Here is a 14,764-nt window from a genome sequence, read left to right as displayed (position 1 = left end):
ATCTTTTAAATTATTGAAAGTTAATTTCAGAATCTGGCAATGGCACTACATATTGAGTGGCATTCATAGTCAAATTTCCTGATGCAGCAGCACCGTTTGGAATATTTGCAGAATTGATTCTTTTGTAATAGAAAAACAACTGTCCCTCTCCAATAAATTCTTTTCGGTATTCTTTTGTGACTTCGGTTGCTAAAACTGCTGTTGCAGCTAAATTTCCAAGTCCTCTGTTAAAGCGAAGCGTATTTAAGTAAGAAATTCCAGTGGCAGGAACTGTTGAAGTTTCGGCTGCGATTAAATACATTTCTGAAAGTTTGAACATTGGAATTTGCAAACGAAACACTTTAGTCTTATCACTAACATCTTCATATTTAAAGAATGTTTTCTGAGTTTTTCCTCCAACAATTGGAATTTTCCAGCTTGGAAGACTTCTATAATCGTTATCATTCGACTCGAAAACTGCATTGATTCTAGACAATAACGGAGAATATATTTTACGATCTTCCAGACTAGAATCAAACAAATCTTTTTGTTTGGTATATAAGGTATAATCGCTTAGAGCAAAGAAATTTTCTGAAGAAAAAATACGATCAGGATCTGCTGCATTAGTTGCATCTAAAAAGGCTGTCCAAGGAAAAAGTGTATTTGATTTTGTAAAATTGATTACTTCATTTGCTATAGTTGAAGCACCTGTTTTATCTCCAGAATATAATAGGACACGTGCCTTTAAGCATTTTACTGCCAAATAATTCATTCTATTTCCTCTGTTTACAGAATAATACGGATTGCCCCCAAAAGCGCCCGATCCTGTATACTTTCCAGTTGTCAAAACAGGGTCATTTGCTAAAAGAGTTAAAGCCTGATCAAGATCTGCAAGCACCTTTGCAATTACATCATTTGCTGGAAGAATCGGGTTAATTGTTGTTACATATTTATCATAATAAGGAATTCCAGGATCAGCAGGAGCTACTTTGTAAATAGGCCCATAAAGACGAAGCATATCAAAATGAAGCATAGCGCGAATCGCAATCGCTTCGCCTTTTAACATATTAGCTTTTTCTGCAGAAATTACACCAGCATGTTCTTCTATGCTTTCCAGAAATTTATTGGCTGATAAAATGGTTGTAAATGCTGTTTCCCAAATACTCGTGAAAGTTGCCTTAGGTGTTTTTTCAGCATAGTTATAACTCGCCATAGTATATTTTTCATGATTTGACTGTATATTATACTGCTGTGCCAAAATCTCAACGGCATCCATAGTCAGCTGTTTGCCATAAAGATTATTGGAGGCCAATTGCAAATAAAGTCCATTGTGCACATTCTGAACTCCTGTTTCTGAACTGTACAGCTGTGATTCTAAGATTTTATCCTGAGGTACCACATCTAGAAAATCACTACAGCCAACAACTGTAAGAGATACTAGAAAAAGGAATGAAATTTTATGTAAATACTTTTTCATACTAATTAAAATGATACGTTTAAATTAAGTGAATAGATTCTTGAAAAAGGGTAATCGATACCTCGCTCGGCTTTGATAGAAGACACTAGGAAAAATTCGTTTGCAATAGCATTAAATGCTAATCCAGTTAATCCTGCTCTTTTTAGCCAAGCTCTATCAGTTACTCGATATCCTAGACGCATAGATTCTCCTGCTATATAATCGTCTTTTTGAATAAAGCGAGAAGATATTGGAGTAGCATTCGTCAAACCAATAGCTTTAAATTGCGCTACCTGTCCAGGTGTTGTCCAACGATCTGTAAAAGCTCTCGCATCTTGATTATCAAAAATATTATCCTTCGAGATATTTTCTACTTTGTTGTACAAGGCGGTATTAAATCTTTCCGCTCCAAAACTGTATCGCACTAATAGTCCGAAACTGAAGCCTTTATAGGTCAAGTTTGTAGAAACAACTCCTGTAGCCGTTTCTCTAGAATTCCCCATTACCACCTCATCTTTTTTATCTAATGTAAAAGTCGATTGACCATTTTTCTTTAAGAAAACTTCTCTTCCTGTTGCAGGATCAATCCCTAAAGAAGGAACAGCCCAAAGGTCATTACTGCTCGCTCCATCGTAATAACGCGTAAGACTTGTTGTTTTTTGAGCAGCCTCATTTAGAGAAGAAAGAGCATTATTAAAACCTCCTAATTTATTATCCCCAGAAGCACCCATAATACCAATTCCCCAAATAAAGTTCTTTTGAAGATCATAAATAAAGTTGTAGTTCACTTTCCATTCTATTCCTTGTGTAGCTAGATAGCCTATATTTAATGGATACGAATTTACCCCTGTTGAAGCAGCCATATCAATCGCCACAATTTGTGGAGAAGTCTTCCTTTTGTAGGCACCTAATGTTGCAGTCAGTCTATTTCTGAACATAGCCAAATCTAATCCAACTGATAAATCTTTTGTTCTTTGCGCTTCTAGATCAGGATTCGCTAGTTGAGAAACCGATAGTCCAGGTCCAAAAACGTTAGTGTTAATACTATATGAATAAACGTCATAAGAAGCAAAACCTACTAAATTTTGATTTCCTGTCTGTCCAATATTTCCGCGAAGTTTTAAAATATTAACAATGCTTTCGTTCATTTTGAACTCATTATTGATATTCCATCCCACACCAACACCCCAATATGGAGAATATTTTTTATTGGTTCCGAAGTTGGTTGCTCCTGACATTGTTTGTGTAAAATCAAACAAATATTTTCTATCATAAGCATAGTTGATTTGATTGGTTAAATCAACACTTCGAATTAACTCGGTGAACACTTTAGGTTTTCCGTTTGGCTGGTATCCAAAAGCAAATGCTGGATTTCCTTCAACACCTAATGGAAACCCTCTCAGCGTAGTTCCAAAAGCATTGTTTCTAGTTTCTAAAGCCGAAGCTCTAATGGTATAATTGAAAGAATGTACATTTTTAAAAACATTAGAATAAGTGGCACCAAGATTGGCGTTCCATTTATCAGTAATTGCCTCGTTTTTAAAGTACGATCCTTTTTCTGTGGCAATATCATTAATATATCTCGTATCATCTGGCGATACAAAAACAGTTGAAAGCGTGCTGTTTCTTGTTACCGATAATGCTCCAGTTGCTTTTATATGTGGATTTATATCGTAATTAACAGCAAAGTTATTCGTAAAATTGAAAGAATTTGATTTATCGTAACTACCTAAGAAAACATTGTAAAGCGGATTAGGAGCCTGATTTACCACAATATCTTTTGCTTCTAAAGGTAATGAAGAACCATCCAAATAACGTGTTATAATTCCATCTTCATTATATTTTGGATAATACGGACTTGTTTTTGCCCAAGTTTCAAAAGAACCATACGGTGATTCTTGGTTATCTCCTCCAGAAACAAAAAACTGATTGTTAATACTCAATTTATTCTTTCGGTAAGTTAAAGTAGCATTGTATCCCCAAGTATTATGCTCAGTGCCTTTCATAGTTCCCGTAACCTTTTTATAATTTCCTGCGATATTGAATCGGAACTCGTCACTTCCACCTCCGAAATTCAAACTATGCCCTGAGGTAATTCCCATTTGAATTGGCTCATTTAACCAATACGTATTGATTCCGCTTCGCACACCTGCTAAACGTCTTTGATATTCTTTTTGTACTTTAAAGTCAAATTCAGAAGCATTATTAGAAGTGGTATATACTCCAGAAAGTCTTTCAAACTCCAGTTTTTGCTCGGCATTCATTAAATGATAAACACTTAAATCTGCTAATTCGTAAGATGAATTATACACATAATTAAACTGCAATTTTCCAGGTATTGGTTTGTTTGTTTCAATAACCACAACACCATTTGCAGAACGAGAACCGTACAATGCAGTCGAAGCCGCATCTTTTAATAAAGTGATGCTCGCAATTCTATTAATGTCTAAATCGACAACCTGCTGTAATGTGGTTGGAAATCCGTCCAAAATAAATAGAGGCTGATTCGGATCGTCTCTAAACTGGCTGTCAACTTGATTGGCTGTTAAACTTGTCTGCCCTCTCACCTCTATCGTTGGCAGAATATTTGGGTTAGAACCTGCAATATTATTATTAATAACAATGAAAGACGGATCTAATGATTTTAAAGCTTGCACCGCATTTTGCGTAGAAATTTGTCTTAATTCTTCTCCTTTAAAAATAGTTACTGCACCCGTTATCAATTCTTTTTTACGAACTGTAACTCCAGTATTTACAACAACTCCTTCAAGCTCTCTTCTTTCTTCCTGAAGTTTTACATTAATTATTTTTCTGTTATTAATGTCAATAATTTGAGGGCGATGTCCAATATAGGTGAAAAGAATTTGTCCATCTTCTGGAGCCATAATGGAATATTTACCATCAAAGTCGGTTTGAGCAGCGGCTCCTGTACCTTTTACCCTGATGTTAACTCCTGGAATTGGCTCTCCTTTTTCATTGGTGACAGTTCCTTTAATTTCGATTAATTTAGACAGAACTACAACTTTCTCTGCTTTTCGTTCTTTTACAATAATCGTATTTCCAGCAGAAAAACTAAAATCAAAATTTTTATCAGAAAAGCTGGCTTCCAATAAATCATTCACTTTAATTTTTCCCTTTTTTAAATGTACTTTAGGTAATTTTTTAAATAAATCTTCCTGATAAATAAAAGTATAGTTAGTTTGTTTTATAATGATGTCAAAAACTTCGTCAACAGATACTGTTTTATCAGCTGTAATTACAACTTTCGTGTTTTGTGAAAATAGATTTACGGGAGAAAAACCAAAAATTGTAGTACAAAACAAGAAGATAAAAGTTCTCATAATGTTAATAATTAGCCGCTTTCTAAAATAGAAATAGGCACTGGTTAATTTAAATTTCATAAATTTACATGTTAATTGGTGGTTGGTTAATAAAACTGACTTACTGGTTGATACACAGAAAGGGATAAAGCGCAGTACGGTGAGAGGTCTAAACTTTAATCCCTTTTCTTTTTTATTTGATTATAATTTTATTGTCTTTCTTTTCATAGGCATTAATAAAATTGATATTCTTGATCGTGGTTAATATGTCTTCTAATTTCTGATTCTTATTTAAAACCCCATTAAACTTAACATTGCCAAGCGCTGGATCTGCAAATACAATATCAACATCGTACCATCTTGACAGTACTCTCGCAATATCTTTTAGAGGCATTCCTTTGAATACAAACAATCCTTTTCTCCAGGAAATTTCATTGTAAACATCTACTTCAGAAACATTAATATTTCCGTTGTACTCTGTTATTTTAGATTGTTGGCTTGGAGTCAGAATTTGCTTTTTAGCAGCATTGCTTACAGCAACAACTCCTTCTACCAAAGTGGTATAAATGGCCGGTTCATCTCTGTAGGCCTTAATATTAAATTCGGTTCCGATAACCTCAACATTCTGTTCTTGGGTTTTCACTTTAAATCTTGAACCTTTATGTTTGGTGCTTGGCGACACTTCAAAATAAGCTTCTCCATAAACCAATTCTACTTGTCTGGTTTGACCGTCAACAAAAGCAACTGGATATTTTAATTGCGATTCAGAATTCAGCCAGACTTTGGTACTGTCTGCAAGTTGCACAAAAAACTGCCCGCCTCTCGGAATCGTTAAAAGGTTATTGGCAATAGCCGCAGATTTTCTGTTTGAATTGTAAATTAATTTTTCTCCGTTGCTAGAAACATTTCCTTTTGTATACGATTTTCCTTTTTCTAATTCGATAACAGAGCCGTCTTCTAGAGTTAGAGTGGCTTTATCGCTTCCAATTAAAATTTCTTTGTGCGCCACTTGCGGTGTTTCAATCTTAAGCGGATTTGTTTTATTTATTATTAATGAAATTGAAATCAGCAATAATAATGATGCCGCCATGGCAATCAATTTGAAAGATGTTTTGGTATAGAATGGCTGAATTGATAGTACTTGAGATTCTTCAGATTGGATGGCGTTTTGAAGACGGGTTCTCATTTTATGTTCTAATTCTTCTTTAGAACCTAAAGCTTCGTCCCAATCCTTATCGGTTTGGAAACTTTCATAATAATTCAATAATTTATTATTCTCCTCGAGATTGGTATCACCGGAAAGATATCTATTTAGTAACAGTAAGAAATCCTCTTTTTTCATTTTTTATTGTATTATTCGGGAGTATATGAGATAAGTAACCAAAAAGGAATGTACCCCCTAGTCCAAATTGTACTTTTTTTGATTTTTTTTGAAAAAGATTTAAAAAAGAAGAAAAACCAAGCACCATCAACCAACTACCACATTTTTATTTTCGCTAAAAGATATTTTTTGAGAGCCACAAAATCATCGCCATACTCATGCTTTCACCCATCGAAGAGCGAATGGTATGCAATGCTTTGGTAATATGGTTTTCGACTGTTTTTGTAGAAATATTAAGTCGTTCGGCAATTTCTTTATGACTCAGCTGCTCTTCACGGCTTAGTTTATATACAGCTTGACATTTTTCAGGAAGTCCTGCAATGATTAAATTCAGCTGTTGCACCAGTTCGTCGTGCATTAACTGTGTTTCTGGAGTTGTAGATAAGAAACGTTTTTCTAAATCATCAAAAAGTTCTACATGAACTTTGTCTTTATTTTTTCTCAGATGATTAAAAACCTGATATCTCGCGCAGGCGTACATATATCCTTTTAGGGAAATATGAATTTCGATTTTTTCACGATTGTGCCAGATATTCATAAAAATATCCTGAATAATATCTTCACACAATTCTTTGTCTTTAATGACATTATAAGCCGACATAAAAAGTGCCTGCCAAAATGTATTGTACAATTCTGTCAATGCCGATTCATCGCCGTCGCGAAGACGATCGATTAAAATCTGATCCTGATTTAAGATAGAATTTGGCAATGATGGAAGTTTATGGAGATTGAATAATTCGCAACAAACTTAATAAATTCCGTTAATAATCCTAATTTGTTCTTAGTCTCAGAGAATTGCGTTTCTGATAAATCTTAATTTTAATAGCAGATTTAGTTTAAAGAAATTCTAATTTCACCAACAAAATCAGCTTGTTTTTTAAACATAAATAAAATTCATAATTAAAATAAAATGAATTTTCTAAAATCTCCAAAACAACTTCTTTTTACGTTAAAATTGTATTTTTATTAAATTTCAAAAAAAGACGTAGCCAATTTCTTTAAATCTAAAATTGAGTTTTTCAGGCTTCCCTTTTTTAACTCAAAATTTCTTAAATAAAAAATTGCTCTCCTTATTTTCTTATCTTAAGTCAAGGTCTTAACTTTTTCATAGCCATTACTTTTGAGAATTATTAACCTAAAACTCAAAATACATTTTATGAAATCATCAATCTATCTTAAAATTTTACTTTTTATTGTCGGACTTATTGGTTTTTCGATTGGGATCGCGCTTTTATTTTTTCCGATAACTTTTGAAGCTTCAGCAGGTATTTATCTTAACGAAAATGATTTTAGTCTGTTGAGCGAAATCCGTTCTTCGGGCGGAACGCTGATTGCATTTGGAATTGTAATTGTTACGGGAGCATTCAAATCTTCATTTACAAAAATTTCTCTGCAAACAGCAATTTTACTGTATTTCGCTTACGGATTTTCTCGCTTATATGCTACAATTGTTGATGGAGTTCCAAGTCCAACAATTCTAAATGCGGCGATATCCGAAATTGCAATCGGAATTATTTGCACTGGATTTTATTTTAAATATAAAAACGAACTCGGGTAAACAGATTCGCGATAGCTACTTGTAATAAGTTTTAGCTATAAAAACAAACTCATTTCTGAACTATCCTTTTTCTAATTCTGCTCAATGATTCGGGCGTAATACTTAAGTAACTGGCAATATGAACGAGTGGTATTCGATTTAAAAAATTAGGATTCGATTTCATGAATTTCAGATAACGTTCTTCTGGATTGTAATTGTTTAGCAAAGCAATATAACGTTCTGCTTTTCGATAATCTGAAACCATGATCAACGAAGTTATATGCTCCAATATTGGGCTTTTTAACTGCATTTCTAATTCTTTTTCTCGAGTGCCACTCACTAAAATGGTGTCTTCAAGACATTGGATGTTAAATTCAGAAGGTTTTCCGTCTAAGTAGCTGGAATAAATCACTAAAGGCATTTCTTCTATAAAAAAACCCGAGGTTTTTTCGACTCCATCAATCATTTTGAATTGTCTTAAACAGCCTTTTAAAACCAAATAACATTTATCGCTAATCTGTCCTTCTGTAACTACAAAATCGCCTTTTTTAAAAAATTCGATTGTTGTGTTTTCAATAATTAGATCAATATCTGAAGGCTTAAATCTAGTGAATTGTTCTAAAAATTTCCGAAGCAGATCGTTCATTGTTACAGTTTTAAATTTTCATTTTTAAAAATAACAAAAGCTATTTAATGTACTGAATTTGAGGCTCATTTTTTTCGCCACTTTACTATTAAAAAAACTCTAATGATAATTATTGTATTTTTGGACTAGCAAAATATATTTATTTACCAAACAAAAACAGTCCAGATGCTTCGACCGTGGCCATTAGAAATTCAGCTTGATAAAAAATCAGACAAAGCCATTTACCTGCAAATTGCCGATGCTGTAATAGATGCCATAAAAACTGGAAAATTGGTAAGTGATAATGCATTACCAGGAAGCAGACAACTCGCCGAATTATTGAAAGTAAACCGAAACACAGTTGTGGAAGCTTTGGATGTTTTAATTGCCGAAGGCTGGCTCGTGACAATCGACCGAAAGGGAACTTTTGTAACACAATCACTTCCACAGATCAATCATGCAGAAAACAAAAAAGATCTGAAAATTAAAACAGAGGAATCTAAAAGTTTTTTAGTTTTTGATGACGGACTTCCCGATAGCCGCCTTGCACCAATGAATGATCTGGCAAGAGCATATCGCGAATTGTTTAGTCGAAAATCGCGTTGGCAGATTATGGGTTATAGCACCGAATTGGGAAATTTGGAGTTTAGAAAATCGATTGCTCAAATGTTGAATTTTAAACGTGGCATGAGTATTTCTAAAGATCAAATCTGTATTACTCGCGGAAGCCAGATGGCGATGTATTTGGCTTCGCATTGCATTTTAAAATCAGGCGATTTTGTTTTGGTCGAAAATCCGGGTTACAAACCTGCTTGGGAAGCTTTTGAAAATGCAGGCGCAACATTACTTCCCGTAAATGTAAACTCGGACGGATTGGATATCGATCAAGTCGAAAAATATCTTGAGAAACATTCAAACATAAAAGCAATTTACGTTACACCACATCATCAATTTCCGACCACGGTAACGCTTTCTTTAAAAAAGAGGTTAAAACTAATTGAACTTTCTAATCAATATAATTTTACAATCATTGAAGACGATTACGATAATGAATTTCATTTTGGACAGCGCCCAATACTTCCAATTTCCAGTCATTCGGCTTTGAAAAACTATATTTACATTGGCACTTTCAGCAAAATTGTTGCTCCTGCTCTACGTATTGGTTATCTGGCAAGTTCTCATGAAAATATACAGAAAATAGGAAATCATAGAAAAATAATAGATGTTCAAGGCGATAATATTATGGAAGAAGCGATTTTGAACCTCATCAACGAAGGCAAAATAAAGCGTCATCTTAAAAAAGCCAATTTGGTCTACAAAACCAAAAGAGATTATTTTGAAAACTTGTTAAATCAATATCTTCAAGATAAAATCACTTTTACAAAACCCGAAGGCGGACTTGCATTTTGGATTGTTCCAAAAGAAGAAATTGATGTTCTTGAGATTTTTGAAAAGCTAAAATTACAAGGCATTCAGATTATGAGTCCAAACCGATTTAGTTTTGAAAAACCCATTAAAGGTTTTCGTCTGGGTTATGCTTCTCTTTCAGAAAAACAAATGAAGGAAGGAATAAGAATACTTTCAAAATTGTTATAAAAAGTCCTTCGACTTCGCTCAGGGTGACATGAAGATTGTCTGGCTGAGCGGAGTCGAAGCCTTTCTAGTTATCAGTCTTGCAAATTAATTTAATTGCAAAAATTAGCTATACAAAAACAAGCCAAAATTACACGCGGATTTTACGGATTTGCGATCGCAAAGACACGGAAAAAAACTGATTTTTAAAATCTGTGTTAATCAGTGTTTTCGCGATAGCGAATCCGTTTTATCAGCGTTCAATTAATTTAATTGCAATTCTCCATTTCAATAATAGAAAATCCATTTTTCCGAATCTGATTTTCAACTTCAATCGGCGCTTTATCAATGTGGCAGAAACGGCATTCTTTAGACGATAAAGTCTGTCCCTCTTGTGCTACACTTTTCAGGTATTTTTTGCCGTATTCATATACCTGTTCTGCATCATTAACATTTTCATCAACCAAAATATCAAAGTGCATAATTTTTCCGTCTTTGCGGGTTACGTAAGTATCCCAAACTGCTATTTTCATTTCTTTTTAAGGTACTAAGGTTCTAAGTTACTAAGGTTCTGAGTTTTTTTCTATGCAAATTTATATTGGTTTTCGTAGTGTCAAATCATCCAGTTTTTTCATTTTTTGAAATATACTGGTCCAGCAGAATTTTGCCGTTTAGGTATAGTTTTGCAGTATGAAAAACGAAATTATTTTTAATTTAATTAAAGTGCATCAGCGTATCGAAAATGCTTGCAAAGCTTCTGGCAGAAATCCCGCTGATGTTCAGCTTTTATTGGCAACCAAAACGGTTCCAGCAGAAAAAATTCGAATCGCAATTGAGGCTGGCGAAACTTTAATGGGCGAAAACAAAATGCAGGAATTGCGGGATAAAAATGATATTTTGAAAAATCTTCCTGTTGAACGCCATTTTATTGGACATCTTCAAACCAACAAAGTAAAAGATGTTTTGAAATATGCTACTTGCATTCAATCTCTAGATCGAATAAGTCTAGCTGACGAATTGCAGAAACAACTCCAAAATCAAAACCGAAAATTAGATGTTTTTGTACAGGTGAATACTTCTTATGAAGAAAGCAAATTCGGTTTAGCTCCAGAAGACGTTTTATCTTTCATTAAAAAAATAAAAACTTACGAGACCCTAAATATTAAAGGTTTAATGACCATTGGACTTTTAGATGTTGAAAAAGAAAAAATGATTCCGTCACTCGGGCTTTTAAGAACTATTCGGGATGAAATTTATTCGGAAGGAATTGACGATTTGCAAAATCTAAAACTTTCGATGGGAATGTCTCAGGATTTGGAACTTGCTATCGCGGAAGGTTCGAATATGGTTCGAATTGGCACTTCGATATTCGGAAACCGCTTTTTAGGAAAAGAAATCTGGAACGAAAACATTGCAGAATAAAACTTAATTTTGAAGCAAATAAATGAGCAGATGAACCTGAATGATCTTACTGTAATTGATACTGAAAAAATTGCTTTAGACGATTTGTTTTTTAGCGATGAAAATAAAGCGGCTTTGCTTCAGATTATCAAAGAACATCAATATATTGAGGAATTAAAAAAGTACAATCTTAAAGTTGATAATAAAATTCTGCTACACGGAAGCTCTGGCTGCGGTAAAACGACAACGGCAAAAGCGATTGCGAATACCTTAGACAAAAAAATTATCATTGTCAACCTCAGCACTGTTGTCGATTCTAGAATTGGTGAAACTTCTAAGAATTTAAAAGCCATTTTTGATAAAGCCATTAGAGAAAGAGCGGTTTTATTTTTAGACGAATTTGACCAAATTGGAAAAAGCCGCGACAGCGATGATAAAGATGTAGGCGAAATGAGACGTTTGGTAAATACAATAATCCAGCTTTTTGATTATTTTCCCGCTGATAGTTTGCTGATATGCGCAACCAATCATTATGAGATAATTGACAGCGCTTTATTGAGAAGATTTCAACTTCGTTTGAAATATGATATGCCTTCTGAAAAACAGCTGAATATTTATTATGATAAAATTTTAGGCAGTTTTCCAATACATTTTCAAAACATCGAAAGACGTTATGGCATTTCGTATGCTGAGGCTTTAGATTTTATCAATACCACTATGAAAAAGCAGATTATTGCTGCTTTAGATTCAAAATAAAAACATATAAAATTAGAAGTAATCTCACGTTGCAATTTTATATGTTCCGTAGGAACATTTGATTGTCATTCATTTTTAACCGACGAGACGTTCCTAACGGAACGTGGTTCACTGGTTACCTTTTTTTACCTATCAAACGTTCCTACGGAACGTGTAACCACAATCCACATTTTAATTCTACCGACGAAACGTTCCTAGCGGAACGTGGGTTGTACCGGTTATCTTTTTAAATCAAAAAACCCGCTGCAAATGCTCGCAACGGGTAATTCTCTTGGGCGGAGTTTTATAATAGAATGAAAGTGTACTTGTTTATAAGCCTCTTGTCAACCAGCCTTTTTTGTTGGCTGTCGCAATAGCATAAGGCCCGATCCAGAATAAACTGAAAGTGTAAAAAACACTATATGAATATGCCCAGAATGATTCTGAAAGTGTATATCTTTTGGCATAGAATACCATAGAAAATGTCGAAAACATTAAAATGGCTACCAATGTTGAACTTAAAAATAGTACTGGGTGAACCGCAATAAAGTAAAACATAAACAATATAAACGGATACGTCATTGCAATTTTAAAAAACTGGTTTAAGAATAACATTCTCGCTCCAAATTTTGACCCTTTTCTAAAATCTGTAAAAACATATTTCGCCATCATAAGATTTTCACGAACGTTACTTCTCGCCCATCTGATGAACATTTTGTACAGACCTTTGTATTCTTCAGGAACGTTTGTCAATACTACCGCATTTCTTTGAAATTTAACTTCAAAACCTTGTTTCAAAATCATGTTAGTCAAAGCACGGTCTTCTCCAATATCTGAAGGTTCGCCCATAAAAGTCTGGTTGATCCACTCTGGAAGACAATTGAAAACAGCATCTCTTCTATACGCCGCCAAAGCGCCTGGCGTACATAATACAGAACCTAATTCGCTTTCTGCAGAACGCTGAAATTCAAAACTCATTACGAAACTTACATTCAGCATTTTTGGCAAAATGGCTTTTTTGTTGTTCAAAACTTGAACATTTCCTGCAACTGCACCACATTTTTTGTTCACTACAAACGGACTAACCAAGTTTCTCAAAGTATCTTTTTTCACAATAGAATCGCTATCTACCGTTACAAAGATTTCTCCAGTTCCTAATTTAAAACCTCTGTATAATGCCTGACGTTTTCCTTGATTTTTTGGCTGCTGAAAAATCGTAACACGATCTCCCAATTTTGCTTTTGCTTCCTGCATCCAGTACCAAGTATCGTCTTTACTTCCATCATCAATTGCAAGTAGCTGTAATTTTTCTGCTGGATAATCGCTGTCTGCAAGACTCAATAAAGTATCCCAAACTAATTTTCCTTCATTATATGCTGGAACGATGATCGTACATGTTGGCAATAAATCATCTGATACAGAAGGAATTGCTTTATATCTTAAATACAAATAAGAGCTGTACAAGAAAACTCCTGTTTGATAGAAAAACAAAATGGTAGTGATCACTAAAAATGGCAATCCCCAAGTCGAAGCAATTCTTTCAAAATGAAATTGTTCAAAATCATCTTGCAATAGAATTACTGAGATTACACCTGTGATTAGTAATAAAAATGTTGCAACAAGAACCGCTAATCCGAAAGGACTCTTTGGTCTTTCTACGTGTACTTTTGATTTTTCGTTGGTTCTGAAAAAAGAACCGTTTAATGTTTTTTCGCTGATTGCTGAACTGCTGTTCGCATAAAATTGTTCTGAGATAATTGTTTCGCTTTTCATGCTTATACTCCTTTTTTAATTTCCTTAATTTGGCTTTTAGCAAAATCTTTCTTTTCTCATTTATTTGTAACTCTTATTCGAGAAACGATAAAAAACAAACGCATCAAAGATTTTGATATTAACACTTTTTACAAGTGGCGTGCCAACACGATTTTAAACTGATAAAGAGCTATTTAGAAAAAGAACTTCAAAAAAAAGTGTATAATTATTTCACACTTTTTGGATACGGTACACACTAAAATTGCCAAATTTGGAATTAAGAAAGTGAGATTTTAAAGGGTTTTTCAGCGATTTTGCGATTCGTATTTTTAGAAAGAAACGAAATTTCAAAACTATTTTTTCGCGCAAAAAAATGATAAGAATTATTCAAACGCCGTTTTAAAAATAAAATTGTTTGAAAGAAAGAAAATAGATTCTAAAACAGCCTTTTTTAGTCTTTTGAAAAACATTCTTTATAAAAATCAGGAAATCTTATCGAAAAAAGTTAAATTTATCCAAACAAACTTAACCCTAAATTAAGGAGACTACGAAATGAGTAAGGAGCATTACCATCTTTTACTGGCTGACGATGACGAAGACGACTGCCTTTTCTTTAAAGAAGCTCTCGATGAAATAGCTATCAGCAATGTTCTTTTAATGGTTCACGATGGCGTACAATTAATGGATTATTTAAAAAATAATATTGTAAATCTTCCTGACGTTGTTTTTTTGGATCTGAATATGCCCCGAAAAAATGGCTTGGAATGTTTGGATGAAATAAAAAATGACGAAAAACTAAAAAATCTGCCTATCATTATTTTCTCTACTTCACTGGATAACGAAATAGTAAATAGACTTTATCAACAAGGCGCTTCTTATTATATCAGGAAACCTGGAGAATTTTCTAAACTGAAATCTGTTATAAATAAAGCCCTTACCATTGCATCTGAAAACAATTTCACACAGCCTGAAAGAGCTAATTTCGTACTGCAACCCTAATTTTCTT

At 33.8% G+C, this 14,764-nt stretch carries 12 protein-coding genes; 5 read left to right on the top strand and 7 right to left on the bottom strand.

Going from position 1 to position 14,764, the window contains the following annotated elements:
• Positions 1 to 10: 10 nt before the first annotated feature.
• The 4 genes from GR162_RS10635 to GR162_RS10620 form a co-directional block, all read right to left on the bottom strand.
• Positions 11 to 1,456 carry a RagB/SusD family nutrient uptake outer membrane protein gene (locus GR162_RS10635; RefSeq protein ID WP_091133392.1) on the bottom strand — a complete coding sequence of 482 codons (1,446 nt, stop codon included), beginning with the start codon at positions 1,454 to 1,456 and terminating at the stop codon, positions 11 to 13.
• A 5-nt stretch (positions 1,457 to 1,461) separates the two neighbouring features.
• Positions 1,462 to 4,776 (bottom strand): SusC/RagA family TonB-linked outer membrane protein, encoded by a 3,315-nt coding sequence (locus GR162_RS10630; protein WP_160782132.1) that lies wholly within the window; start codon positions 4,774 to 4,776, stop codon positions 1,462 to 1,464.
• A gap of 172 nt (positions 4,777 to 4,948) precedes the next feature.
• Positions 4,949 to 6,097, bottom strand: coding sequence for a FecR family protein (locus GR162_RS10625; protein ID WP_160782131.1), 1,149 nt, complete (start codon positions 6,095 to 6,097; stop codon positions 4,949 to 4,951).
• Positions 6,098 to 6,251: 154 nt separating this feature from the next.
• Positions 6,252 to 6,845 carry an RNA polymerase sigma factor gene (locus tag GR162_RS10620; protein WP_160782130.1) on the bottom strand — a complete coding sequence of 198 codons (594 nt, stop codon included), beginning with the start codon at positions 6,843 to 6,845 and terminating at the stop codon, positions 6,252 to 6,254.
• Positions 6,846 to 7,292: 447 nt separating this feature from the next.
• On the opposite strand from GR162_RS10620, the gene GR162_RS10615 reads away from it, so the two are divergent.
• Positions 7,293 to 7,694 carry a DUF4345 domain-containing protein gene (locus GR162_RS10615; RefSeq protein ID WP_008468336.1) on the top strand — a complete coding sequence of 134 codons (402 nt, stop codon included), beginning with the start codon at positions 7,293 to 7,295 and terminating at the stop codon, positions 7,692 to 7,694.
• Positions 7,695 to 7,743: 49 nt separating this feature from the next.
• On the opposite strand, the gene GR162_RS10610 is transcribed toward GR162_RS10615, so the two are convergent.
• Entirely contained in the window at positions 7,744 to 8,319 is a 576-nt protein-coding gene (locus GR162_RS10610; RefSeq protein WP_160782129.1) for a Crp/Fnr family transcriptional regulator, read from the bottom strand.
• A 165-nt stretch (positions 8,320 to 8,484) separates the two neighbouring features.
• Here GR162_RS10610 and GR162_RS10605 point away from each other — a divergent pair, with 165 nt between their 5' ends.
• On the top strand, positions 8,485 to 9,894 hold the full coding sequence (locus tag GR162_RS10605) for a PLP-dependent aminotransferase family protein (protein WP_160782128.1): 1,410 nt from the start codon (positions 8,485 to 8,487) through the stop codon (positions 9,892 to 9,894).
• A 245-nt stretch (positions 9,895 to 10,139) separates the two neighbouring features.
• Here GR162_RS10605 and GR162_RS10600 read toward each other — a convergent pair whose 3' ends face one another.
• A complete protein-coding gene (locus tag GR162_RS10600; RefSeq protein WP_160782127.1) occupies positions 10,140 to 10,403 on the bottom strand; it encodes a DUF2024 family protein in 264 nt (87 codons plus the stop codon).
• A 157-nt stretch (positions 10,404 to 10,560) separates the two neighbouring features.
• Here GR162_RS10600 and GR162_RS10595 point away from each other — a divergent pair, with 157 nt between their 5' ends.
• A complete protein-coding gene (locus GR162_RS10595; protein WP_160782126.1) occupies positions 10,561 to 11,292 on the top strand; it encodes a YggS family pyridoxal phosphate-dependent enzyme in 732 nt (243 codons plus the stop codon).
• A gap of 30 nt (positions 11,293 to 11,322) precedes the next feature.
• On the top strand, positions 11,323 to 12,027 hold the full coding sequence (locus tag GR162_RS10590) for an AAA family ATPase (protein ID WP_160782125.1): 705 nt from the start codon (positions 11,323 to 11,325) through the stop codon (positions 12,025 to 12,027).
• Positions 12,028 to 12,336: 309 nt separating this feature from the next.
• Here GR162_RS10590 and GR162_RS10585 read toward each other — a convergent pair whose 3' ends face one another.
• Positions 12,337 to 13,779, bottom strand: coding sequence for a glycosyltransferase family 2 protein (locus GR162_RS10585; protein ID WP_160782124.1), 1,443 nt, complete (start codon positions 13,777 to 13,779; stop codon positions 12,337 to 12,339).
• A 531-nt stretch (positions 13,780 to 14,310) separates the two neighbouring features.
• Between GR162_RS10585 and GR162_RS10580 the strand changes: the two genes are divergently transcribed.
• A complete protein-coding gene (locus tag GR162_RS10580; RefSeq protein ID WP_160782123.1) occupies positions 14,311 to 14,757 on the top strand; it encodes a response regulator in 447 nt (148 codons plus the stop codon).
• Positions 14,758 to 14,764: the final 7 nt, after the last annotated feature.

The sequence above is a fragment of the Flavobacterium sp. HBTb2-11-1 genome, assembly GCF_009826975.1.
Taxonomy (GTDB): domain Bacteria; phylum Bacteroidota; class Bacteroidia; order Flavobacteriales; family Flavobacteriaceae; genus Flavobacterium.
Note: the sequence above shows the minus strand (reverse complement) of the source record. Positions and strands in the feature narration are given on the sequence as shown.